Origin of the sequence: Leclercia sp. LTM14 (genome assembly GCF_023736175.1) — a bacterium.
Classification (GTDB): Bacteria; Pseudomonadota; Gammaproteobacteria; order Enterobacterales; family Enterobacteriaceae; genus Enterobacter; species Enterobacter barmai.
The window spans coordinates 112,816-135,192 of record NZ_JAIKTT010000004.1 but is presented as its reverse complement, the minus strand read 5'-3'; the positions used below and the strand labels follow the sequence as shown (position 1 = coordinate 135,192).

22 protein-coding genes and 1 pseudogene are annotated in these 22,377 nt (G+C 56.6%); 9 read left to right on the top strand and 14 right to left on the bottom strand.

Annotated features, from left to right (window positions below):
* Positions 1–12: 12 nt before the first annotated feature.
* Positions 13–876 (bottom strand): 16S rRNA (cytidine(1402)-2'-O)-methyltransferase, encoded by an 864-nt coding sequence (rsmI, locus tag K5I40_RS11425; RefSeq protein ID WP_223074557.1) that lies wholly within the window; start codon positions 874–876, stop codon positions 13–15.
* A 62-nt stretch (positions 877–938) separates the two neighbouring features.
* Between rsmI and K5I40_RS11420 the strand changes: the two genes are divergently transcribed.
* Genes K5I40_RS11420 through dolP form a run of 4 tightly spaced genes read left to right on the top strand, consistent with a single transcriptional unit; the run spans position 939 to position 4,591 of the window.
* Positions 939–3,041, top strand: coding sequence for a penicillin-binding protein activator (locus K5I40_RS11420; protein ID WP_223074556.1), 2,103 nt, complete (start codon positions 939–941; stop codon positions 3,039–3,041).
* Positions 2,999–3,394 carry a YraN family protein gene (locus tag K5I40_RS11415; RefSeq protein WP_223074555.1) on the top strand — a complete coding sequence of 132 codons (396 nt, stop codon included), beginning with the start codon at positions 2,999–3,001 and terminating at the stop codon, positions 3,392–3,394. Before K5I40_RS11420 ends, K5I40_RS11415 begins: the two co-directional genes overlap by 43 nt.
* 21 nt (positions 3,395–3,415) lie before the next feature.
* Complete coding sequence (gene diaA / locus K5I40_RS11410) at positions 3,416–4,006, top strand: DnaA initiator-associating protein DiaA (RefSeq protein WP_032614385.1); 591 nt, start codon at positions 3,416–3,418, stop codon at positions 4,004–4,006.
* 9 nt (positions 4,007–4,015) lie between these two features.
* Positions 4,016–4,591, top strand: a complete 576-nt coding sequence (dolP, locus tag K5I40_RS11405) for a division/outer membrane stress-associated lipid-binding lipoprotein (RefSeq protein WP_039031669.1) — start codon at positions 4,016–4,018, stop codon at positions 4,589–4,591.
* 33 nt (positions 4,592–4,624) lie between these two features.
* Here dolP and K5I40_RS11400 read toward each other — a convergent pair whose 3' ends face one another.
* Positions 4,625–5,269, bottom strand: a complete 645-nt coding sequence (locus tag K5I40_RS11400) for an NAD(P)H-binding protein (RefSeq protein WP_039031668.1) — start codon at positions 5,267–5,269, stop codon at positions 4,625–4,627.
* 126 nt (positions 5,270–5,395) lie between these two features.
* Here K5I40_RS11400 and K5I40_RS11395 point away from each other — a divergent pair, with 126 nt between their 5' ends.
* Positions 5,396–5,914 (top strand): type 1 glutamine amidotransferase domain-containing protein, encoded by a 519-nt coding sequence (locus K5I40_RS11395; protein WP_039031667.1) that lies wholly within the window; start codon positions 5,396–5,398, stop codon positions 5,912–5,914.
* Here K5I40_RS11395 and K5I40_RS11390 read toward each other — a convergent pair.
* Positions 5,894–6,328 carry a YhbP family protein gene (locus K5I40_RS11390; protein ID WP_223074554.1) on the bottom strand — a complete coding sequence of 145 codons (435 nt, stop codon included), beginning with the start codon at positions 6,326–6,328 and terminating at the stop codon, positions 5,894–5,896. The genes K5I40_RS11395 and K5I40_RS11390 overlap by 21 nt on opposite strands.
* Positions 6,329–6,342: 14 nt before the next feature.
* Between K5I40_RS11390 and K5I40_RS11385 the strand changes: the two are divergent.
* Positions 6,343–6,683, top strand: a pseudogene (locus K5I40_RS11385) (GIY-YIG nuclease family protein).
* Here K5I40_RS11385 and K5I40_RS11380 read toward each other — a convergent pair.
* On the bottom strand, positions 6,670–7,173 hold the full coding sequence (locus tag K5I40_RS11380) for a GNAT family N-acetyltransferase (RefSeq protein ID WP_039031664.1): 504 nt from the start codon (positions 7,171–7,173) through the stop codon (positions 6,670–6,672). The pseudogene K5I40_RS11385 and the gene K5I40_RS11380 sit on opposite strands and share 14 nt — an antisense overlap.
* A complete protein-coding gene (locus K5I40_RS11375; RefSeq protein WP_223074553.1) occupies positions 7,167–7,691 on the bottom strand; it encodes an SCP2 domain-containing protein in 525 nt (174 codons plus the stop codon). The genes K5I40_RS11380 and K5I40_RS11375 overlap by 7 nt, the downstream gene beginning before the upstream one ends.
* 221 nt (positions 7,692–7,912) lie before the next feature.
* Here K5I40_RS11375 and K5I40_RS11370 point away from each other — a divergent pair, with 221 nt between their 5' ends.
* The 3 genes from K5I40_RS11370 to K5I40_RS11360 all read left to right on the top strand — a co-directional run bounded on the left by K5I40_RS11370 (position 7,913) and on the right by K5I40_RS11360 (position 10,881).
* Positions 7,913–8,908 carry a peptidase U32 family protein gene (locus K5I40_RS11370; protein WP_039031662.1) on the top strand — a complete coding sequence of 332 codons (996 nt, stop codon included), beginning with the start codon at positions 7,913–7,915 and terminating at the stop codon, positions 8,906–8,908.
* An 8-nt stretch (positions 8,909–8,916) separates the two neighbouring features.
* Positions 8,917–9,795: a U32 family peptidase gene (locus K5I40_RS11365; protein ID WP_039031661.1), complete on the top strand. Its 879-nt coding sequence runs from the start codon at positions 8,917–8,919 to the stop codon at positions 9,793–9,795.
* Positions 9,796–9,873: 78 nt separating this feature from the next.
* On the top strand, positions 9,874–10,881 hold the full coding sequence (locus K5I40_RS11360; protein ID WP_223074552.1) for a luciferase-like monooxygenase: 1,008 nt from the start codon (positions 9,874–9,876) through the stop codon (positions 10,879–10,881).
* Between the two features lie 85 nt (positions 10,882–10,966).
* On the opposite strand, the gene mtr is transcribed toward K5I40_RS11360, so the two are convergent.
* The 9 genes from mtr to infB form a co-directional block, all read right to left on the bottom strand.
* Complete coding sequence (gene mtr, locus K5I40_RS11355) at positions 10,967–12,211, bottom strand: tryptophan permease (protein ID WP_223074551.1); 1,245 nt, start codon at positions 12,209–12,211, stop codon at positions 10,967–10,969.
* A gap of 142 nt (positions 12,212–12,353) precedes the next feature.
* Positions 12,354–14,261, bottom strand: a complete 1,908-nt coding sequence (locus K5I40_RS11350; protein ID WP_039031658.1) for a DEAD/DEAH family ATP-dependent RNA helicase — start codon at positions 14,259–14,261, stop codon at positions 12,354–12,356.
* Entirely contained in the window at positions 14,254–14,334 is an 81-nt protein-coding gene (yrbN, locus tag K5I40_RS24130; protein WP_138370335.1) for a protein YrbN, read from the bottom strand. The genes K5I40_RS11350 and yrbN overlap by 8 nt, the downstream gene beginning before the upstream one ends.
* 109 nt (positions 14,335–14,443) lie before the next feature.
* Positions 14,444–15,328, bottom strand: a complete 885-nt coding sequence (gene nlpI / locus K5I40_RS11345; protein ID WP_039031657.1) for a lipoprotein NlpI — start codon at positions 15,326–15,328, stop codon at positions 14,444–14,446.
* Positions 15,329–15,438: 110 nt separating this feature from the next.
* Entirely contained in the window at positions 15,439–17,571 is a 2,133-nt protein-coding gene (gene pnp / locus K5I40_RS11340) for a polyribonucleotide nucleotidyltransferase (protein ID WP_039031656.1), read from the bottom strand.
* 240 nt (positions 17,572–17,811) lie between these two features.
* The gene (gene rpsO / locus K5I40_RS11335) at positions 17,812–18,081 is read right to left on the bottom strand and encodes a 30S ribosomal protein S15 (RefSeq protein WP_032614416.1); all 270 of its coding nucleotides are present in this window, start codon (positions 18,079–18,081) and stop codon (positions 17,812–17,814) included.
* 152 nt (positions 18,082–18,233) lie between these two features.
* Positions 18,234–19,172 (bottom strand): tRNA pseudouridine(55) synthase TruB, encoded by a 939-nt coding sequence (gene truB / locus K5I40_RS11330; RefSeq protein WP_223074550.1) that lies wholly within the window; start codon positions 19,170–19,172, stop codon positions 18,234–18,236.
* Entirely contained in the window at positions 19,172–19,573 is a 402-nt protein-coding gene (rbfA, locus tag K5I40_RS11325; RefSeq protein ID WP_039031654.1) for a 30S ribosome-binding factor RbfA, read from the bottom strand. Before rbfA ends, truB begins: the two co-directional genes overlap by 1 nt.
* 108 nt (positions 19,574–19,681) lie before the next feature.
* Positions 19,682–22,372, bottom strand: a complete 2,691-nt coding sequence (gene infB / locus K5I40_RS11320) for a translation initiation factor IF-2 (protein WP_039031653.1) — start codon at positions 22,370–22,372, stop codon at positions 19,682–19,684.
* Positions 22,373–22,377 lie beyond the last annotated feature (5 nt).

The following is a 22,377-nucleotide window of genomic DNA, read 5'->3' as shown; positions in this document are numbered from 1 at the left end:
CGGCAAAGCCACTTACTCCTCCTGCTGCTCCAGGGCGTATTTATACAGCGCGTTCTTTTTCACGCCGTGGATCTCCGCCGCCAGCGCCGCCGCTTTCTTCAGCGGCAGTTCGGCCTGCAGCAGCGCGAGGGTGCGCAGGGCATCGGCAGGCAGGGCGTCCTCCTCGGCTTTGTGCCCTTCGACAATCAGCACCATCTCGCCCTTGCGGCGGTTTTCGTCCTCTTTTACCCATGCCAGCAGCTCGCCCACTGGCAGGCCGTGAATAGTCTCCCAGGTTTTGGTCAGCTCGCGGGCCAGGACCACGTAACGCGCTTCGCCCCAGACGGCGACCATGTCTTCCAGGCTCTCCAGCAGACGGTGGGTGGATTCGTAGAAGATCAGCGTGCGCGGCTCGGCTTCCAGCGCCTTGAGCACGTCGCGACGGCCCTTGGATTTAGCGGGCAGGAAGCCTTCGTAGCAGAAGCGATCCGACGGCAGGCCCGCCGCGCTCAGGGCGGCAATGGCGGCGCACGGCCCCGGCAACGGCACCACACGGATGCCCGCCTCGCGGCAGGTGCGCACCAGGTGATAGCCCGGGTCGTTAATCAGCGGCGTTCCGGCATCGGATACAAGGGCGATGTTCTGCCCCTCTTTCAGCTTCGCCACCAGCATGGCCGCTTTTTGCTGCTCGTTATGATCGTGCAGAGCAAACATTCGGGCGTTGATGGCGAAATGTTGCAGCAGCAGGCCAGTATGGCGGGTATCTTCAGCCGCAATAAGATCAACGCTTTGCAAGACGGTGAGGGCACGTTGGGTAATATCAGATAAATTCCCGATAGGAGTAGGTACAATATAAAGCTGACCCTGAGAATTATCTGCCGTTTCGTGTTGTTTCATTGTTTCATCCGTATTGCCGATTTAATATTGAGCATTGCGTAAAAAATATCACTGGATACAGTATGGTACCCTTAACGTTTCTTCATAATAAAGTCGCGCGCAGCCTTCCGCTGGTGCTGGCAGCCCTGTTCTTTGCAGGCTGTGGCACACAGGCGCCCGATCAAAGTGCTGCCCATATGGAGGGTACAGCGCAGGCTGACTCCGGCTTCTATCTGCACCAGATGGAGCAGAGCTCGAATGATACCCGGATCAACTGGCAATTACTCGCCATTCGTGCACTGCTTAAAGAAGGTAAAACCCAGCACGCCGCCGATCTCTTTAACCAGCTGCCGCAGGATTTGAACGATACCCAGCGCCGCGAGCAGTCGCTGCTGGCCGCCGAGCTGAAAATTGCCCAGAACGACGTTGCCGGCGCGAAAAAGATCCTCGGCAGTATCGACATCGGTACGCTGGATAAAAACCAGCAGGCGCGTTTCTGGCAGGCCGGTATCGCCGCGGAACAGGGGCGCCCTTCCCTGACGCTGCTGCGGGCGCTGATTGCCCAGGAGCCGCTGCTCTCCGCTGCGGAAAAACAGAAAAATATCGACGCCACATGGCAGACGCTCTCTGCCATGAATCCGGATCAGGCCAATGCGCTGGTGATCAACGCTGACGAAAATGTCCTCCAGGGCTGGCTGGATCTGCAGCGCGTCTGGTTCGATAACCGCAACGATCCGAACATGCTGAAAGCCGGGATCAAAGACTGGCAGACCCGCTACCCGAACAATCCGGGTGCCACCATGCTGCCCACGCAGCTGGTTAACGTGCAGAACTTCAAGCCTGCCTCCACCAGCAAAATCGCCCTGCTGCTGCCGTTAGGTGGCCAGGCCGCCGTCTTTGGCCGCACTATCCAGCAAGGTTTTGAAGCCGCGAGAAACGGTACCGCCGCCGTCGCGGGCAGCGCGGTTCCTGCCCAGGTCGCCCAGGCAGCTAATGCCGGTGATGTGGTGAGCCCGTCCGCCGCTGAAACCACCGATCTGACCACCACCCAGCCTGTCGCCGCGCCGGAAGGCACAATGCAGAACCCGGTTCAGGCACCTGCCACTCCGCAGCCTGTCACCGCGCCGGAAAGCAGTGTGCAGGAGCCGGTACAGACTCCGGCGACGACAGAAACAACGCAGCCCGTCGCACAGCCACAGGCCGCGGCTAATCCGTCTGCCGAGATAAAAGTGTATGACACCAGCACCCAGCCGCTCGATCAGGTGCTGAATCAGGTGCAGCAGGATGGCGCCAGCATCGTGGTCGGCCCGCTGCTGAAAAATAATGTGGAAGAGCTGGTGAGAAGTAACACCCCGTTGAACGTGCTGGCGCTGAACCAGCCGGAGCAGGTGCAGAATCGCCCGAACGTCTGCTACTTCGCCCTGTCACCGGAAGACGAAGCCCGTGATGCGGCGCGCCATATCCACGAGCAGGGCAAGCAGGCACCCCTGCTGCTGACCCCGCGTAGCCAGCTGGGCGATCGCGTTGCGACCGCCTTTGCCCAGGAGTGGCAACAGCTGGGCGGCGGCATTGTCCTGCAGCAGAAATTTGGCTCAACCTCAGAACTTCGCGCGGGCGTTAACGGCGGAGCGGGTATTGCCCTCAGCGGCAGCCCGGTTACGGCCAGCCTGCCACAGCAGCAGGGCGTGACCATCGGCGGCCTGACCATTCCGGCACCGCCAACGGATGCGCAGATTAGCGGCGGCGGAAACGTGGATGCGGCCTACATCGTCGCCACCCCGGAAGAGATCGCCTTTATCAAGCCGATGATCGCCATGCGTAACGGCAGCCAGGCGGGCGTGTCGCTGTATGCCAGCTCCCGCAGCGCGCAGGGCACCGCCGGTCCGGACTTCCGTCTCGAAATGGAAGGGCTGCAGTACAGCGAAATCCCGATGCTCGCCGGGGCGAATCCTGAGCTGATGCAGCAGGCGCTCAGCAGCGTGCGTAACGACTACTCCCTGGCGCGCCTGTATGCCATGGGCGTGGATGCCTGGGCGCTGGCGAACCATTTCACCCAGATGCGCCAGGTGCCGGGCTTTACCCTTAACGGCAACACCGGCGATCTCACCGCCACCCAGGACTGCGTGATTAACAGGAAGTTATCATGGCTCAAATACCAGCAGGGGCAGATCGTTCCTGCCAGTTAACCCGCAAACAGACCGGCGACGCGCGTGAATTACAGGCGCGTCGCTGGCTTGAGAGCAAAGGACTGCGCTTTATCGCCGCCAACGTCCGCGGACGCGGCGGCGAAATTGACCTTATCATGCAGGATGGTCCGGCTATCGTCTTCATTGAGGTGCGTTACCGCCAGTCATCCCGTTACGGCGGTGCCGCCGCCAGCGTGACCCGGGCCAAGCAACATAAATTATTACACACCGCCCAGTTGTGGCTTGCCCGGCATAATGGCAGCTTTGACACTGTGGATTGCCGGTTCGATGTGGTAGCCTTCACCGGAAACGCCATCGAATGGTTCAAAAACGCCTTCGGCGCAGACGCGTAAATCAGATCGTTAAGGGATACCGTGCTCGAAAGAATTAAGGTTTGCTTCACGGAAAGCATTCAGACTCAGATTGCAGCAGCAGAAGCGCTGCCGGACGCCATCTCCCGCGCGGCGATGACCCTGGTTCAGTCCCTGCTTAACGGCAACAAAATCCTCTGTTGTGGCAACGGCACCTCAGCCGCCAACGCACAGCATTTTGCTGCCAGTATGATCAATCGTTTTGAGACAGAGCGTCCAAGTTTACCTGCCATTGCACTCAACACCGATAACGTGGTCTTAACGGCGATTGCCAACGATCGTCTTCATGATGAGATCTACGCCAAACAGGTGCGCGCGTTAGGGCATGCCGGTGATGTATTGCTGGCGATCTCCACGCGCGGCAACAGCCGCGACATCGTCAAAGCCGTTGAAGCGGCGGTGACACGCGATATGACCATCGTGGCGCTGACCGGCTACGATGGCGGCGAACTGGCGGGGCTGTTGGGTCCGCATGATGTTGAGATCCGTATTCCTTCCCACCGCAGCGCGCGCATTCAGGAGATGCATATGCTGACGGTGAACTGTTTATGCGATCTGATCGATAACACGCTTTTCCCTCACCAGGATGATTAAGGAGTATACATGAAGGCACTTTCGCCCCTCGCAGTCCTTATTTCTGCGCTGCTGCTTCAGGGATGTGTCGCTGCAGCGGTAGTGGGTACCGCCGCTGTGAGCACCAAGGCCGCGACTGACCCGCGTACCGTGGGCACACAGGTGGATGACAGCACCCTGGAACTGCGCGTGAACAGCGCATTGTCCAAAGACCAACAGATTAAGAAAGAAGCGCGCATTAACGTCACGGCTTATCAGGGCAAAGTTCTGCTGGCCGGACAGGCACCGAATACCGAACTTGCCTCCCGCGCGAAGCAGATCGCGATGGGCGTAGACGGCGCGACCGAAGTGTTTAACGAAGTGCGTCAGGGCCAGCCGATTGGCCTGGGCGAGGCCTCAAACGACACCTGGATCACCACCAAAGTGCGCTCCCAGCTGCTGGGCAGCGATCAGGTGAAATCCTCTAACGTGAAGGTGACTACCGAGAACGGCGAAGTGTTCCTGCTCGGCCTGGTGACCGATCGCGAAGGCAAAGCGGCGGCGGATATCGCCAGCCGGGTGAGCGGCGTGAAACACGTCACCACCGCCTTTACCTACATCAAGTAAGCTCCCCCGCCCCCTGCCATCGGCAGGGGGCTGTTATCCCTCTCCCTTTGCCCTCTCCCTGATCTTCGCTGAGGGAATAATGTTAACCCCAGCCGGTGACGCGCTGAGCGCCTCCTGCAGCATTACCTCCGCCACATCCCGCGCTTCGACAGACTTCCAGTTACCAGGCAAAAAGCTAAACAGCGGCGCAAACAGCGACTCGCTGAAGCGATGCTTTTCCCGCTCGCCAAGCAGCATTGACGGGCGCACGATGGTCAGCCGCTCCCACTTCTGGGCGATCAGCGCCTCTTCCATTTTGCCTTTTACCTTGTTGTAGAAGAACGGCGAGTGCGCGTTGGCACCCATGGCGCTCACCACCAGCAGATGCTTCGCCCCGAGCCGTTTCCCGGTCAGCGCCGTGTCCACCACCAGGGTGTAATCGGCATGAATAAAGGCCTCTTTGCTGCCCGCCTCACGCCGGGTGGTGCCCAGACAGCAAAAGACGGTATCGACCGGATCCTGGACCTGCGCCAGGGCATCGGTCAGCTGTGGATCGTGAGGATTAAACACCCCTTCGATATCCCCAAGCGGACGACGCGTCGGGGCGGCGATATAGTTAATTTTCCGCTCCTGGATGAGCATACGCAGCAGGTGTCCGCCCACCAGGCCGGTCGCGCCGGTAATTAAAACCTGACTCATTACTCCTCCTTTGCAGATTAGTCCGTATGCGATTTCACGCTGCTCTACCACACTTAGTGGTCTGAACGTTAAGTATTTACCACAAGCTGAGAAAAAGCTGTCTGAAGCCAAAACAACGGAGGAAGCATGAGCAAGAAAATTGCGGTCTTGATCACCGACGAGTTTGAAGATTCAGAATTTACCTCGCCCGCCGAGGCGTTTCGTAAAGCGGGACACGAGGTGATTACAATCGAGAAAGAAGCGGGCAAAACGGTAAAAGGCCATAAGGGCGAAGCCAGCGTCACCATCGATAAAACCATCGATGAGGTGAGTCCGTCGGACTTTGACGCCCTGCTGCTGCCGGGTGGCCACTCCCCGGACTCCCTGCGCGGCGACGATCGTTTCGTTACCTTTACCCGCGATTTTGTCTCCAGCGGGAAACCGGTGTTTGCCATCTGCCACGGCCCACAGCTGCTGATCAGCGCTGAGGTTGTACGCGGGCGTAAGCTCACCGCCGTGAAACCGATCGTTATCGATCTGAAAAACGCCGGGGCCGAATTCTTCGATCAGGAAGTGGTGGTCGATAAGGATCAGCTGGTCACCAGCCGGACGCCGGACGATCTGCCCGCCTTTAACCGCGAGGCATTACGCCTGCTCGGCGCGTAGCCAGTGAAGTTTTTTACCAAAGCCCAGCGTGTTGTCAGTGAACTTCAGTTCATCCAGACGGATTTCCCAGACCGGGACTGACATCGCGGCGGCAACCGGAAAGCGGCGAATGTAGTGCTTACGCATCGCGTCGCTTTCCTCCCCTTCCAGACGACGGATCTCTCCTTTGAACTGCAGACCGCGGATCAACGCCACGGTTTTGGGCTGGCCGTTGACCGTGCCTGCGACCTTCGCCTGCTGGCCTGTCATCTGCGCGTGACGGGTTTTATCTTCGCTTAACACGTAAAACGCGACGCGCTGCGGATCGTAATAGTAAAAGGCGTTGGCGCACCACAGCTCATCGTCATGATGCACACACCAGGTGACCACGTGCTGCTTCGCCAGCCAGCGATTGATGGCGGCCAGAGTTTCCATTTCGCTTCTCTCTCATGCTAAGGTGCGTTCACCTTAACATACTGAATCTGTCGCCGTGTGCTGGTTTCTCTATCTGGTTCGAACCGCTGATAATGCGCTCTATACGGGCATCACAACCGATGTGCCGCGCCGCTTCCTGCAACATCAAACGGGAAAAGGGGCGAAGGCGTTACGTGGCAAAGGGGAGCTGACGCTGGCGTTTTCCGCGATCGTCGGGGATCGCTCGCTGGCACTCCGGCTGGAGTACCGCATAAAACAGCTGACGAAGCGCCAGAAAGAGCGCCTCGTCAGCGGAGACGGGTCGTTTGAGGCGCTACGTGAGAGCCTGCAAACGTCGCTGATTAAAAGCGATTAAAGTGGTCGTGGTAATCCACCAGGCCGCTGACGCCGTTAAGCGCGTCGTCGGCAAGACGGTGGAGCTGGAACGCCGACTCGGTGCCCGGCCAGCGGCAGCGCAAATCGTAGTGCGCCGCTTTCTCGAAGCCCAGACGGCTGTAGAATTCCGGATCGCCCAGCGTTACCACGGCGGCATAGCCGAACTCATTGAGTGAATCCAGTCCTTCGTAAACCAGCTGGCGCGCCAGACCTTGTCCACGATAGTTTTCATCCACCGCCAGCGGTGCCATGCCAACCCACTGCAGATCTTCACCCTGCACGATGACCGGGCTGAAGGCGACATAACCGATAACCTGCCCTTCATCATCGGTGGCGACCAGGCCCAGCGTAATCAGGCCGTCTTCACGAAGATCGCGAACCAGTTGCGCTTCAGCCTCACTTTCGAACGACCGGCGTAATAAGGCATCAATACCCGGGGCATCGATCCCAATTTCTACTCGAATCAACATGGCTCACCTACAGAAGTGTGTTTACTTTCCGGCGGCGTTTTCAGACCCGCCTCGACAAAATCGGCCAGTTGCATCAGCGCTACACGCAGCGTCTTCGGCATCTGTTCCAGTTCAATCGCATCCATCAGGTTTTTGACATACAGACCTAACTCGGTATCGCCTTCAATCACCAGACGACGCTGGAAGAAGAGCGTGTCGGGATCCTGCTTGCGTGCCGCGATCATCAGCAGGTCGCTGGCGTCAGCGCTGAAGCTGACGTCTGCCTCAGCGGATTCGCGCACCACCAGCTGCTCATTTTCAACGGAGGTGTACCAGCGCAGACCAATGTCCCGCACCTCGATACTTAACCAGCGCCCTTCCAGAAATTCCAGCTCGCCATCCGCCAGCGTCTGGCGGAACTGCCAGCTTAGCACCTGCTCCAGCACCTGGCACTTCAGCGCAAAGGGCGCCAGCTTAACCGGCACGCTCAGCAGCGACGGGCCAAATTGTACGAGACGTGAACGCAGTTTATCCAGCACGAGCAATACTCCCTGATATCTATAGTCCTGATATTTTGCCATATCCAGTCGTCGGTATAGCGGCGTAAATCAACAAACCGACTTTCGATGTAACCCATTATTGGTGCCATCAATACGCCATTAGCTGCCTTAAATCAAAAATTGTCGCCGGATGGTTAACTAAAATCCCTGTTCGATAACAATTTTGCATCCCCGTGGGGCTGCGAACGTCAGGATAAATTATGGAGCTGCTCTGCCCTGCCGGGAACTTACCGGCGCTTAAGGCGGCCATCGAAAACGGCGCCGATGCGGTCTATATCGGGCTGAAGGACGATACCAATGCCCGTCACTTCGCTGGTCTCAATTTTACCGAGAAAAAGCTGCAGGAAGCGGTGAGCTTCGTACATCAACACCGCCGTAAGCTGCATATCGCTATTAATACCTTTGCCCACCCCGACGGCTATCAACGCTGGCAGCGCGCGGTGGATATGGCGGCCCAGCTGGGTGCCGACGCGCTGATTCTGGCGGATCTCGCCATGCTGGAGTACGCCGCGGAACGCTATCCGCACATTGAGCGCCATGTCTCCGTGCAGGCCTCAGCCACCAACGAAGAGGCCATTCGTTTTTACCATCGCCATTTCGACGTGTCGCGCGTGGTGCTGCCGCGCGTGCTCTCTATTCATCAGGTTAAGCAACTCGCGCGGGTCACGCCAGTTCCGCTGGAGGTTTTTGCCTTTGGCAGCCTGTGCATTATGGCTGAAGGGCGCTGCTACCTCTCCTCTTATCTCACCGGCGAATCCCCCAATACGGTGGGTGCCTGCTCCCCTGCGCGCTACGTGCGCTGGCAGCAGACGCCGCAGGGGCTGGAATCGCGTCTGAACGAGGTGCTGATCGACCGCTATCAGGACGGTGAAAACGCCGGCTATCCAACCCTGTGCAAAGGCCGCTATCTGGTGGATGGGGAGCGCTATCATGCCCTGGAAGAACCCACCAGCCTCAACACCCTCGAGCTGCTGCCGGAGCTGCTGGCCGCCAACATCGCATCGGTGAAAATCGAAGGCCGCCAGCGCAGCCCGGCGTACGTCAGCCAGGTGGCAAAAGTGTGGCGTCAGGCGATCGACCGCTGCATGGCAAACCCGCAGAACTATGCCCCGCAAACGGCGTGGATGGAGACCCTCGGCGCGATGTCCGAAGGCACGCAAACCACGCTGGGTGCGTATCACCGTAAATGGCAGTGAGATAAAGCATGAAATATTCATTAGGACCGGTGCTCTACTACTGGTCAAAAGAGACGCTGGAAGACTTCTATCAGCAGGCGGCAACCAGCCAGGCCGATGTGATTTACCTCGGCGAGGCGGTGTGCAGTAAGCGTCGTGCCACCAAAGTAGGCGACTGGCTGGAGATGGCGAAAACCCTGGCCGACAGCGGCAAGCAGGTGGTGCTGTCAACGCTGGCGCTGGTGCAGGCCTCATCGGAACTGAACGAGCTGAAGCGCTACGTGGACAACGGCGAATTTCTGCTGGAAGCGAGCGATTTGGGCGTAGTGAACCTGTGCGCCGAGCGCAAGCTGCCATTTGTCGCCGGGCATGCGCTGAACTGCTATAACGCCGTGACCCTGCGCCTGCTGCTCAAACAGGGCATGACGCGCTGGTGCATGCCGGTGGAGCTTTCCCGCGACTGGCTGGTGAACATTCTGGCGCAGTGTGACGAACTGGGGATCCGCAATCAGTTCGAGGTGGAGGTGCTCAGCTACGGGCATCTGCCGCTGGCCTACTCCGCCCGCTGCTTTACCGCGCGTTCAGAGGATCTGCCGAAAGACGAGTGCGAAACCTGCTGCATCAAATACCCGAACGGGCGCAGCATGCTGTCCCAGGAGAACCAGCAGGTGTTTGTCCTGAACGGTATTCAGACCATGAGCGGCTACGTTTACAACCTCGGCAACGAGCTGGCCTCAATGAAAGGGCTGGTAGATATGGTGCGTCTGTCGCCGCTCGGCACTGACACCTTTGCGATGATTGATGCCTTCCGCGCCAATGAAAATGGTACTGCCCCGCTGCCGCTGACTGCGAACAACGAATGTAACGGCTACTGGCGACGTCTGGCCGGGCTGGAGCTGCAGGACTAAAAAAAGCTCACTTTGTTAACAATGACTGTGAAATTTTAATGCACTATTAAAGATTCACCGTCGACAAAGTGAGCTGTTATGACTGATAAATCCATTCCGTTTTCGGTGCTGGACCTGGCGCCGATCCCTGAAGGCTCCTCGGCACGGGAAGCCTTTTCACACTCTCTTGATCTCGCCCGCCTGGCTGAACAGCGCGGCTACCATCGCTACTGGCTGGCGGAGCATCACAATATGGTCGGTATCGCCAGTGCGGCCACCTCGGTGCTGCTCGGCTATCTGGCGGCGAATACCACCACGCTGCATTTAGGCTCTGGCGGCGTGATGCTGCCTAATCACTCCCCGCTGGTGATTGCCGAGCAGTTTGGCACCCTCAACACCCTTTACCCGGGCCGCATCGATTTGGGTCTGGGCCGTGCGCCGGGCAGCGATCAGCCGACCATGCGCGCGCTGCGTCGCCATATGAGCGGGGATATCGATAACTTCCCGCGCGACGTGGCAGAGCTGGTGGACTGGTTTGACGCCCACGACCCGAACCCGCAGGTGCGTCCGGTGCCGGGCTACGGCGAGCAGATCCCGGTCTGGCTTTTAGGCTCCAGCCTCTACAGCGCGCAACTGGCCGCACAGCTGGGCCTGCCGTTTGCTTTCGCCTCACACTTTGCGCCGGACATGCTGCATCAGGCGCTGCATCTTTATCGCACGAACTTTAAGCCCTCGGCGCGGCTGGAAAAACCGTACGCGATGGTGTGCATCAACATCATTGCGGCCGACAGCAATCGCGATGCGGAATTCCTGTTTACCTCCATGCAGCAGGCCTTTATGAAGCTGCGTCGCGGCGAGACGGGCCAGCTGCCACCACCGGTGGAGAATATCCATCAGCTGTGGTCGGCCTCAGAGCAGTATGGCGTCCAGCAGGCGTTAAGCATGTCGCTGGTAGGGGACAAAGCGAAGGTGCGTCACGGGCTTGAAGCGGTGCTGCGCGAGACGCAGGCCGATGAGATCATGGTGAACGGGCAGATTTTCGATCATCAGGCGCGCCTGCATTCGTTCGATCTGGCAATGCAGGTGAAAGAAGAGTTGGTGGGGTAGCCTTTTTGCCGGATGGCGGCTTCGCCTTATCCGGCCTACGCGCTCCATGTAGGCCCGGTAAGCGAAGCGCCACCGGGCAATGTGTTTACTGGTAAACAGGCAACAGATTAAAGGTCGACAGCACGTGGACCACTGCGTTGCCAATGCCGAACACCAGAATCAGCGCAATCATCGGCTTACCGCCCCAGACGCGGAATTTTGGGCTACCGAAGCGCTTACGAGATTTGCGTGCCAGCAGCGCCGGGACAATCGCCGCCCAGACGGTCGCCGCCAGCCCGGCATAGCCAATGGCATACAGGAAACCGTTTGGCCACAGCAGGCCACCGATCACCGGCGGCAGGAAGGTCAGCAGCGCGGTTTTCAGACGCCCCAGGGCTGAATCATCAAAACCACACAGGTCGGCCAGATAGTCAAACAGGCCCAGGGTCACGCCGAGGAATGAGCTCGCCACGGCGAAGTTGGAGAAGATCACCAGCAGCAGATCCAGGCTACGGCTGTTCAGCACCCCGCTCAGCGCCTGCACCAGCACATCAATGTTACCGCCCTTCTGCGCAATGCCGATGAATTCCGGACGTGGGATGTTGCCCATTGTCCCCAGCAGCCAAATCACATACAGCCCCAGCGCCAGCAGCGTGCCATAGACCAGGCAGCGGGTGATGGTGCGCGGATCTTTGCCGTAATACTTCATCAGGCTTGGGACGTTTCCGTGGTAGCCAAACGAGGCCAGACAGAACGGCAGGGTCATCAGCAGATACGGGGAGTATGAGGTGTTGCTCTGTGCCACGTTAAACAGGGTCGCTGGCGTAACGTGTCCCAGCAGGCTGCCAAAGGTCAGGAAAAAGGTGATGACCTTCGCGCCCAGCACAATGGCCGTCATCCGGCTCACCGCTTTGGTGCTCATCCAGACGATAAACGCCACGCCAAGGGCAAAGCACAACCCCGCCACGCGCGCCGGCACATCCAGCGACATCTCTGAGAAGGTGTGATGCAGAATCGAACCGCTCGCCGAGATATAGGCGTAGGTCAGGATATAAAGCACGAAGGCAATGGAGATGCCGTTGACGACATTCCAGCGTTTGCCCAGCAGGTCGCGGGTGATGGTGTCGAAGCTCGAACCAATGCGGTAGTTGAGGTTAGCCTCAAGGATCATCAGGCCGGAGTGCAGCATGCAGAACCAGGTGAAGACCAGCGCTGCCAGCGACCAGAAGAACCACGCCCCGGACATGACCACCGGCAGAGAGAACATCCCCGCGCCTATGATGGTGCCGCCGATAATCACCACACCGCCGAGCAGTGAGGGTGACGTTTGGGTGGTGGTTAGTGTCGCCATACAGCCTTTTCTCCAGTCAATAATTTGGGACCTGCATTTTAATGTGCTGCACTGTACCAGTACAATAGTACAAAGGGAATAAAAAAAGCCCCGATAAGAATATCGGGGCTGTATATTTTACTTTACGACTGAAGCGTAAGGCTTACGCGTCACGGCGACGGCTTGGGCCATCTTCGCGACGTGGGCCACGGCTTTCGCGACGCTCACCGCTGAAACGACCTGCTCCCGGTGCAGCGCCTTCACGACGAGGACCACGGCCGCCTTCACGACGCTCACCGCCGAAACCACGGCCAGCAGGACGATCGCCATCACGACGCGGACCACGGTCCGGACGCGGCTGAGCATCACCCAGCAGCTGCATGTTCATCGGCTTGTTCAGGATGCGGGTACGGGTAAAGTGCTGCAGAACCTCGCCCGGCATGCCTTTTGGCAGCTCGATGGTAGAGTGAGTACCGAACAGCTTGATGTTACCGATGTAACGGCTGCTGATGTCGCCTTCGTTAGCGATCGCGCCAACGATATGACGAACTTCAACACCATCATCACGGCCCACTTCAATGCGGTACAGTTCCATTTCGCCAGCATCACGACGTTCGCGACGTGGACGGTCTTCACCACCACGCTCTGGGCGGTCGCCACGCGGGCCACGATCGTTACGGTCGCCACGACGTTCGAAACGATCGTCACGGTCACGGAATTCACGCTTAGGACGCATCGGTGCATCTGGCGGTACGATCAGAGAACGTTCGCCCTGCGCCATCTTCAGCAGTGCAGCGGCCAGCGTTTCGACATCCAGCTCTTCGCCTTCGGCGGTCGGCTGAATCTGCGCCAGCAGCGCACGGTACTGATCCAGATCGCTGCTTTCCAGCTGCTGCTGTACTTTAGCGGCGAATTTTTCCAGACGGCGTTTGCCCAGCAGATCTGCGTTTGGCAGGTCAGCTTCTGGAATGGTCAGTTTCATGGTGCGTTCGATGTTACGCAGCAGACGACGCTCACGGTTCTCAACGAACAGCAGCGCACGGCCCGCACGACCTGCACGACCGGTACGGCCGATACGGTGAACGTAAGACTCGGAGTCCATTGGGATGTCGTAGTTAACAACCAGGCTGATACGTTCTACGTCCAGACCACGTGCTGCCACGTCGGTTGCAATCAGGATATCCAGACGACCGTCTTTCAGACGCTCCAGAGTCTGCTCACGCAGGGCCTGGTTCATGTCGCCGTTCAGCGCGGCGCTGTTGTAGCCACTACGTTCCAGGGCTTCAGCCACTTCCAGGGTCGCATTTTTGGTACGAACGAAGATAATCGCCGCATCAAAATCTTCTGCTTCCAGGAAACGCACCAGCGCTTCGTTTTTACGCATACCGTATACAGACCAGTAGCTCTGGCTGATGTCCGGGCGAGTAGTTACGCTGGACTGGATGCGCACTTCCTGCGGCTCTTTCATGAAGCGGCGGGTAATGCGACGGATCGCTTCCGGCATGGTTGCAGAGAACAGAGCGGTCTGATGACCTTCCGGGATCTGCGCCATAATCGTTTCTACGTCTTCGATGAAGCCCATGCGGAGCATTTCGTCAGCTTCATCCAGAACCAGACCGCTCAGTTTAGAGAGATCCAGCGTACCGCGCTTCAGGTGATCCAGCAGACGACCCGGCGTACCGACGACGATCTGTGGGCCCTGACGCAGGGCGCGTAACTGCACGTCGTAACGCTGGCCGCCGTACAGGGCAACCACGTTTACGCCACGCATATGTTTAGAGAATTCAGTCATAGCTTCCGCAACCTGAACAGCCAGTTCACGGGTCGGAGCCAGTACAAGGATCTGCGGTGCGCGCAGGTCCGGATCGATGTTGTTAAGCAGCGGCAGCGAGAATGCTGCAGTTTTACCGCTACCAGTCTGGGCCATGCCCAGCACGTCACGACCAGAGAGCAGATGTGGGATACATTCTGCCTGGATCGGAGATGGTTTTTCGTAACCCAGATCGTTAAGGGCTTCAAGGATAGGAGCCTTCAGGCCCAGATCTGCAAAAGTGGTTTCGAATTCAGCCATGTAGTACGAGTGCCTCAATGTCAATGGCGGCCAGTCTACATAACTCGTCGTGAAAATTTTCGGTAATTTTCATTAAAAGTGTGAACCGGCTCAAAGTAGGTGTATTGACGAACAACAACGCCCTCACCCGTTAAGATGATGGCAATCAAAAAATGATTACGGGCTGATGTTTATGTCGTCAGCTATTGCTGGTCCGATTCTGCCAGGTCGTCATGCTCCTGGCCCAAGAGCGATAATTCCAACAATGCATAACGGTGCTCAACGTAGTTGTGTACGTTATTAGCGACCGCTAATTTGAACAGTGCCGTGGCGCTGTCCATATCCCCCAGACTTAGGTAGTACTTACCTAAATAGAAGTTGGTTTCACTGAGATGCTCAGCGAGCGAGGTGTTATCCGTTGCGTCTGCCTTGAGCCTTTCCATCAGCGTTGCTTCGCTGATGTTGCCCAGGTAGAACTCGACAATATTCCATCCCCACTGTTCCTTGTCCGATTTTTCGAAGCGTTGCTTTAACGCGTCTTTAGCCTGCTTTTCGTCGAGCTTCTGCTCAACAATGAAAAGCCACAGGCTACGGAAAGGATCGTTAGGATCGTCTTGATAAAACGCCAGCAGATCATCTTGCGCTAACTTGTCACGACCGCCGTAATACAGGGCGATCCCGCGATTCAAGTGCGCGTAGTTGTAAGTTGGATCAAGCTCAAGTACAGAATCAAACGCTTCATAGGCAGCATCAAAATTGCCTGCCTGCGTTAAATAAATGCCTAAGTAATTGAATACTTCAGGCATATCCGGTCGGATTGCCAACGCTTGTGAAAAATCATTTCGCGCCAGTGCCCTCAGACCGAGACTATCATACAACACTCCGCGCTCATATAAAAGCTGTGCGCGTTCGTCATCGGTTAAAGCCCGACTGGCAAGAATTTGTTCCATGCGTGCCAGAATCACTTCCTGCTGCAAAGTCGGTTGCAGTGGCACTGCGAGGACTTCACTTTTACGCCAGGCAGAGTTGCTGCATCCTGCCAGCGTCAAAGCTGTCGCAACGAAACACCAGCGCAGAAAAGGCTTCATTTCCCACTCCCGAAGACAACTATTGGATGAACGTCCTGTCCCCCGGCGGCTCAACAAGGCGTCCTGCCTGATAACAAGCCCCCCGCTTGCGCGGAGGGCAAAAGGCAACCTTACTCGCCCTGTTCTGCTGCCGGAGCTTCCGGCGCAGCGGCAGAGGATTGCTCGGTCGCTTCTTTAATGCTCAGACGGATACGGCCCTGGCGGTCAACTTCCAGAACTTTAACCGGAACTTCCTGACCCATCTGCAGGTAATCGGTCACTTTCTCAACGCGCTTGTCAGCGATCTGAGAGATGTGAACCAGACCTTCTTTACCGCCACCGATGGCAACGAATGCGCCAAAGTCAACGATACGGGTCACTTTACCGCTGTAGATACGGCCCACTTCGATCTCTGCAGTGATCTCTTCGATACGACGAATAGCGAATTTCGCTTTCTCGCCGTCGGTCGCTGCGATCTTCACAGTACCGTCATCTTCGATTTCGATGGTGGTGCCGGTCTCTTCGGTCAGAGCACGGATAACAGAACCGCCTTTACCGATAACGTCTTTAATCTTGTCCGGGCTGATCTTGATAGTGTGGATACGTGGTGCGAACTGAGAAATGTCGCCACGCGGCGCGTTAATCGCCTGTTCCATCACGCTCAGGATGTGCAGACGTGCACCTTTCGCCTGGTTCAGCGCAGCATGCATGATCTCTTTGGTGATGCCTTCAATTTTGATATCCATCTGCAGGGCAGAGATACCTTCGCGGGAACCCGCAACTTTGAAGTCCATATCACCCAGGTGATCTTCGTCGCCCAGGATGTCAGACAGAACAACGTAGTTGTCGCCTTCTTTCACCAGACCCATCGCGATACCCGCAACGGCTGCTTTCACAGGAACACCCGCGTCCATCAGTGCCAGAGAAGCACCACACACGGAAGCCATGGAAGAAGAACCGTTAGATTCGGTGATTTCAGAAACCACGCGAACGGTGTACGGGAATTTATCAGCATCTGGCATTACAGCCAGCACGCCGCGCTTCGCCAGACGACCGTGACCAATTTCACGACGCTTCGGCGAACCAACCATACCGGTTTCACCTACGGAGTACGGAGGGAAGTTGTAGTGGAACAGGAAGCTGTCAGTGCGCTCGCCCATCAGTTCATCGATGTTCTGTGCGTCACGGGCAGTACCCAGGGTCGCGGTAACCAGTGCCTGCGTTTCACCACGGGTGAACAGTGCGGAACCGTGAGTACGTGGCAGAACGCCAGTACGCACATCCAGACCACGGATCATGTCTTTTTCACGGCCATCGATACGCGGCTCGCCTGCCAGAACGCGGCTACGAACAACGTTTTTCTCGATAGCGTGCAGAATTTCGCTCAGCTCGTTAGCGTCCAGGGATTCATCTTCTGCAACCAGCGTAGCGATGGTTTCAGATTTGATGACGTCAACCTGAGCATAACGTTCCTGCTTGTCGGTGATGCGGTAAGCATCGCTCAGACGTGCTTCTGCCAGGGCTGCAACACGTGCATTCAGCGCGTCGTTTACTGCTTCTGGCTGCCAGTCCCAACGTGGTTTACCGGCTTCTTTCACCAGGTCGTTGATGTTCTGGATAACGATCTGCTGCTGGTCGTGGCCAAATACCACAGCGCCCAGCATCTGGTCTTCGCTCAGCAGTTCTGCTTCGGATTCAACCATCAGTACCGCAGCTTCTGTACCGGCAACTACCAGATCCAGCTTGCTCTCTTTCAGCTCGTCCTGAGTTGGGTTCAGAACGTACTGGTCATTGATGTAACCAACGCGCGCAGCACCGATAGGACCGTTGAATGGAATACCAGACAGGGACAGGGCTGCAGATGCGCCGATCATCGCAACGATGTCCGGGTTAACCTGTGGGTTAACGGAAACAACGGTGGCGATAACCTGGACTTCGTTCACGAAGCCTTCCGGGAACAGCGGACGAACCGGGCGGTCAATCAGACGCGCAATCAGGGTTTCGCCTTCGCTTGGACGGCCTTCACGACGGAAGAAACCACCCGGGATTTTACCGGCAGCGTAGGTACGCTCCTGGTAGTTTACGGTCAGTGGGAAGAAGTCCTGACCTGGTTTTGCTTTTTTCTGGCCAACTACGGTTACGAATACCGCGGTGTCATCCATGCTTACCATAACGGCAGCAGTAGCCTGACGTGCCATCATGCCGGTTTCCAGCGTAACGGTATGTTGACCGTACTGGAATTTACGAACGATCGGATTCAGCAAGATTCTGTCCTTTCTTAAATGAATGACAGCACACCAGAGGCGTGCTGACTTTTACCGGACCTTCTTCGCATCCTCGCGACTAATGACAACCGACACCCTCATGGGTGAAGCCTCTCATTAGCCGCGCGAACCTCTGCAATGAAGATCATTTATAGCAACAATACATTAGTTTCCAGTGAATTGCTGCGGTCTGGTTGAAAAAAGGGGCCATAAGGCCCCCTTTTCTGAAACTCGCAAGACTTAGCGACGCAGACCCAGACGCTCGATCAGCGCGGTGTAGCGTGCAACATCTTTACGTTTCAGGTAGTCGAGCAGTTTACGACGCTGAGAAACCATACGCAGCAGACCACGACGGCTGTGGTGATCTTTTTTGTGCTCTGCAAAGTGACCCTGCAGGTGGTTAATCTGTGCAGTCAGCAGTGCAACCTGAACTTCGGTAGAACCGCTGTCGTTAGCATCACGACCAAACTCAGAAACGATTTTAGCTTTAGCTTCAACGCTTAGAGACATTTTAAAACTCCAAAATATAAAGAATGAAAGGAAGCCGATCTCTAATTCAGCTTTCCCATGTATAACGCATGTCAATTGTTAAACAATTTTCCAGACGTTAAGCCGCAATATTCTACCCGCCTCCCCTGCTTATCGCAAGGTGAGGCGTCAGCTTATGCCGGATATTCAACCACCAGACGACGTGGTGCGACGCGACCTTCGTCGTCGATTTCACCCATACCGATAAAGGTGTTCTCATCCCCTTCCGTTACGCGTACCAGTCCCTGCGCAGGCACACTCGCCGTACGCACCGGGTTGCCGTTTTTAAAGTAAACGGAGGAGGTTAACGGCAGATTCACCACCGGATAGTCCGAAGCAGGACTGTCCATCGGCATCAGTAAAGGGTCCAGCAAATCCGCGACTTCAGCGCCCTGCGCCTGATCTACCAGCGCCTGCAGCTGCTCCAGCGTCACCATCCGCTCAGCCGGGTATTTGCTGACCGCCAGACGACGTAGATAAATGACGTGTGCGCCACAGCCCAACTTTTCACCCAGATCGTCGATGATGGTGCGGATGTAGGTGCCTTTTGAGCAGTGCACTTCCAGCTCCAGCTCATCGCCTTCGTGACGGATGAACAGCAGCTCATACACCGTAATCGGACGGGCCTCGCGAGGTACTTCAATCCCCTGACGCGCATATTCATAGAGCTTTTTGCCCTGGTACTTCAGCGCCGAATACATTGACGGCACCTGCTGGGTATCGCCACGGAAGCTCTCCAGCGCAGCCTCAAGCTGCTCAGCGCTGAACGTCACCGGACGCTCTTCAACTACCTGACCATCCGCATCGGAGGTGTCCGTACGCTGGCCCAGCTTTGCAATCACGCGGTAGCGTTTGTCCGAATCCAGCAGATACTGGGAAAACTTCGTCGCTTCACCCAGGCAAATCGGCAGCATACCGGTCGCCAGCGGATCCAGCGCACCGGTATGTCCAGCACGGTTAGCATTGTAGAGACGTTTTACTTTTTGCAGCACGTCGTTGCTGGAAGCCCCCTGAGGTTTATCCAGCAGCAGCACGCCGTGCACGTCGCGACCGCGACGACGAGGACGACTCATCAGTCCTCCTTTTTATCGTCCGGGTTCACACGACGCTCATCATCCTGCTTCACCACGCTGGTGACCAGGTTTGACATGCGCATCCCTTCAACCAGTGAGTTGTCGTAGAAGAAGGTCAGTTCCGGCACGATACGCAGACGCATAGCTTTGCCCAACAGGGAACGGATAAAACCGGATGCATCCTGCAGTGCTTTGATACCCAGCTTAACCGCCGCTTCATCCTGATCGTTCAGGAAGGTGACAAACACTTTGGCATAGGCAAGATCGCGGGAGACTTCGACACCGGATACGGTGGTCATCATGCCAAGACGTGGGTCTTTAATTTCGCGCTGCAGGATGATTGCGATCTCTTTTTGCATTTCCTGCGCTACGCGCTGAGGGCGACCAAATTCTTTCGCCATAATAAATTCTCCAGACAAAAAAGGGGCTAAAGCCCCTTTTTAAAATTATTGCCGGGTGGCGCTTCGCTTACCCGGCCTACGCAGTTGCGGCCCAAAAGCCCACAAAGATTACGCGATGGTACGCTGAATTTCGATGATCTCGAACACTTCGATCATATCGCCAACGCGAACGTCGTTGTAGTTCTTCACGCCGATACCACATTCCATACCGTTACGGACTTCGTTAACGTCATCTTTGAAGCGGCGCAGGGATTCCAGCTCGCCTTCGTAGATAACCACATTGTCACGCAATACGCGGATTGGGTTGTGACGCTTGATGTTACCTTCGGTAACCATACAGCCCGCGATCGCACCGAATTTCGGTGATTTGAACACGTCACGAACTTCAGCCAGACCGATGATCTGCTGTTTCAGTTCCGGAGACAGCATACCGCTCATCGCTGCTTTCACTTCGTCGATCAGGTGATAGATGACGGAGTAGTAACGCAGATCCAGGCTTTCCGCTTCGATCACGCGACGCGCAGAAGCATCGGCACGAACGTTGAAGCCAACCAGAATTGCGTTGGACGCTGCTGCCAGGGTTGCGTCGGTTTCGGTGATACCACCTACGCCGGAACCGATGATCTTCACTTTCACTTCGTCGGTAGACAATTTCAGTAAAGAGTCGGAGATCGCTTCCACAGAACCCTGAACGTCTGCCTTCAGAACGACGTTCACTTCGTGAACTTCGCCTTCGGTCATGTTGGCGAACATGTTCTCGAGTTTAGATTTCTGCTGACGAGCCAGTTTAACTTCACGGAATTTGCCCTGACGGTACAGCGCAACTTCACGCGCTTTCTTCTCGTCACGAACAACGGTCACTTCATCACCGGCAGCCGGAACACCGGACAGACCGAGGATTTCCACAGGAATGGATGGACCCGCTTCCAGCACTTCACGACCCAGTTCGTCACGCATTGCACGAACACGGCCATATTCGAAGCCACACAGAACGATGTCGCCTTTGTTCAGGGTACCTTCACGGACCAGAACGGTAGCCACCGGGCCACGGCCTTTATCCAGGAAGGATTCAATTACCGCGCCGCTCGCCATACCGTTGCGAATCGCTTTCAGCTCCAGAACTTCAGCCTGCAGCAGGATTGCGTTCAGCAGGTCATCGATACCGGTACCGACTTTTGCAGAAACCGGGATAAACTGAGACTCACCGCCCCACTCTTCCGGCATAACACCGTACTGGGACAGTTCGTTTTTAACGCGATCCATGTCCGCTTCTGGCTTATCGATTTTGTTCACAGCAACAACCAGAGGCACCTGCGCCGCTTTCGCGTGCTGGATAGCTTCGATGGTCTGTGGCATCACGCCATCGTCTGCCGCAACCACCAGAACAACGATATCCGTTGCCTGAGCACCACGAGCACGCATAGAGGTAAACGCGGCGTGGCCCGGGGTATCCAGGAAGGTGATCATCCCGTTATCGGTTTCTACATGGTATGCACCGATGTGCTGGGTAATGCCGCCTGCTTCGCCAGAGGCGACTTTGGTGGAACGAATGTAGTCCAGCAGAGAGGTTTTACCGTGGTCAACGTGACCCATGATGGTCACAACTGGAGCACGCGGCTCAGCTGCTGCGCCGGTGTCACGGTCGCTCATTACCGCTTCTTCCAGCTCGTTTTCACGACGCAGGATAACTTTGTGGCCCATCTCTTCGGCAACCAGCTGTGCGGTTTCCTGGTCGATGACCTGGTTGATGGTCGCCATAGCGCCCAGCTTCATCATTGCTTTGATGACCTGAGAGCCTTTAACGGCCATCTTGTTCGCCAGATCGCCAACGGTGATGGTTTCGCCGATGATAACGTCACGGTTAACGGCCTGAGCTGGCTTCTGGAAGCCCTGCTGCAGCGCGGAACCTTTACGCTTGCCACCTTTACCACCGCGACCCGCTGCACGCGCTTCTTCGCGATCGGCTTTGGATTCAGCGTGCTTGTTGCCTTTCTTCTGAGGACGCGCAGTTTTGGATGCGGTGCGGGTACGGCCACGGCCACCTTCAACCTCACGGTCGTTTTCGTCTTCTGCCTGACGCGCGTGCTGAGAAGTGGTTACGTGGTAATCGCTGTTGTCTTCAGACGGTTCAGCGGTATTCACGCCGTTCTTCTCGTTTTCTTCTGCCATACGGCGCGCTTCTTCAGCAACACGACGTGCGTCTTCTTCCAGCTTACGGCGTGCTTCTTCTTCCGCTTTACGCTTCAGTTCGGCAGCTTCATTTTCACGACGGGCTTTTTCCGTCTGGGCTGTTTTGGTCATTTCGTCAGTCTGTTGATTGCTCACTTTGTCTTTTTCCGCCGCGTCACGCTTCGCTTTATCACTGGCATCGCGCTTCGCTTTTTCTGCGGCCTCACGTTCAGCTTTTAATTCTGCCTCACGTTTGGCGGCTAATTCCGCCTCACGCTGAGCTTGTTCTTCCGCTTCACGCTGTGCCTGCTCTTCCGCTGCAAGGCGTTCAGCCTCTTGCGGATCACGTTTTACAAAGGTGCGCGTCTTGCGGACTTCGATTTGTACCGATTTGCTTTTTCCACCGGTACCTGGAACATTTAACGTACTACGCGTTTTACGCTGTAACGTCAGTTTATCAGGCGCTGAGCCGTGCTCACGGTTCAGGTGCGATAATAAGGTTTGTTTTTCTTGCGCGGTCACTGAGTCATCAGCAGACTTAGGGATCCCTGCATCAGCAAATTGCTGTACCAGGCGGTCCACGGAAGTCTGAATCTCAGCAGCCAGCGTTTTTACAGTTACATCAGTCATGCTGT

Excerpts from the sequence above, each read along its gene's own strand:
- rbfA (WP_039031654.1), bottom strand. The coding sequence starts at position 19,573 with ATGGCGAAAGAATTTGGTCGCCCTCAGCGCGTAGCGCAGGAAATGCAA.
- truB (WP_223074550.1), bottom strand. The coding sequence starts at position 19,172 with ATGAGTCGTCCTCGTCGTCGCGGTCGCGACGTGCACGGCGTGCTGCTG.
- K5I40_RS11350 (WP_039031658.1), bottom strand. The coding sequence starts at position 14,261 with ATGGCTGAATTCGAAACCACTTTTGCAGATCTGGGCCTGAAGGCTCCT.
- K5I40_RS11380 (WP_039031664.1), bottom strand. The coding sequence starts at position 7,173 with ATGTTGATTCGAGTAGAAATTGGGATCGATGCCCCGGGTATTGATGCC.
- K5I40_RS11365 (WP_039031661.1), top strand. The coding sequence starts at position 8,917 with ATGAAATATTCATTAGGACCGGTGCTCTACTACTGGTCAAAAGAGACG.
- yrbN (WP_138370335.1), bottom strand. The coding sequence starts at position 14,334 with ATGAAAATTACCGAAAATTTTCACGACGAGTTATGTAGACTGGCCGCC.
- K5I40_RS11370 (WP_039031662.1), top strand. The coding sequence starts at position 7,913 with ATGGAGCTGCTCTGCCCTGCCGGGAACTTACCGGCGCTTAAGGCGGCC.
- rpsO (WP_032614416.1), bottom strand. The coding sequence starts at position 18,081 with ATGTCTCTAAGCGTTGAAGCTAAAGCTAAAATCGTTTCTGAGTTTGGT.
- K5I40_RS11400 (WP_039031668.1), bottom strand. The coding sequence starts at position 5,269 with ATGAGTCAGGTTTTAATTACCGGCGCGACCGGCCTGGTGGGCGGACAC.
- infB (WP_039031653.1), bottom strand. The coding sequence starts at position 22,372 with ATGACTGATGTAACTGTAAAAACGCTGGCTGCTGAGATTCAGACTTCC.
- mtr (WP_223074551.1), bottom strand. The coding sequence starts at position 12,211 with ATGGCGACACTAACCACCACCCAAACGTCACCCTCACTGCTCGGCGGT.
- K5I40_RS11395 (WP_039031667.1), top strand. The coding sequence starts at position 5,396 with ATGAGCAAGAAAATTGCGGTCTTGATCACCGACGAGTTTGAAGATTCA.
- K5I40_RS11415 (WP_223074555.1), top strand. The coding sequence starts at position 2,999 with ATGGCTCAAATACCAGCAGGGGCAGATCGTTCCTGCCAGTTAACCCGC.
- nlpI (WP_039031657.1), bottom strand. The coding sequence starts at position 15,328 with ATGAAGCCTTTTCTGCGCTGGTGTTTCGTTGCGACAGCTTTGACGCTG.
- dolP (WP_039031669.1), top strand. The coding sequence starts at position 4,016 with ATGAAGGCACTTTCGCCCCTCGCAGTCCTTATTTCTGCGCTGCTGCTT.
- K5I40_RS11390 (WP_223074554.1), bottom strand. The coding sequence starts at position 6,328 with ATGGAAACTCTGGCCGCCATCAATCGCTGGCTGGCGAAGCAGCACGTG.
- K5I40_RS11420 (WP_223074556.1), top strand. The coding sequence starts at position 939 with ATGGTACCCTTAACGTTTCTTCATAATAAAGTCGCGCGCAGCCTTCCG.
- K5I40_RS11360 (WP_223074552.1), top strand. The coding sequence starts at position 9,874 with ATGACTGATAAATCCATTCCGTTTTCGGTGCTGGACCTGGCGCCGATC.
- rsmI (WP_223074557.1), bottom strand. The coding sequence starts at position 876 with ATGAAACAACACGAAACGGCAGATAATTCTCAGGGTCAGCTTTATATT.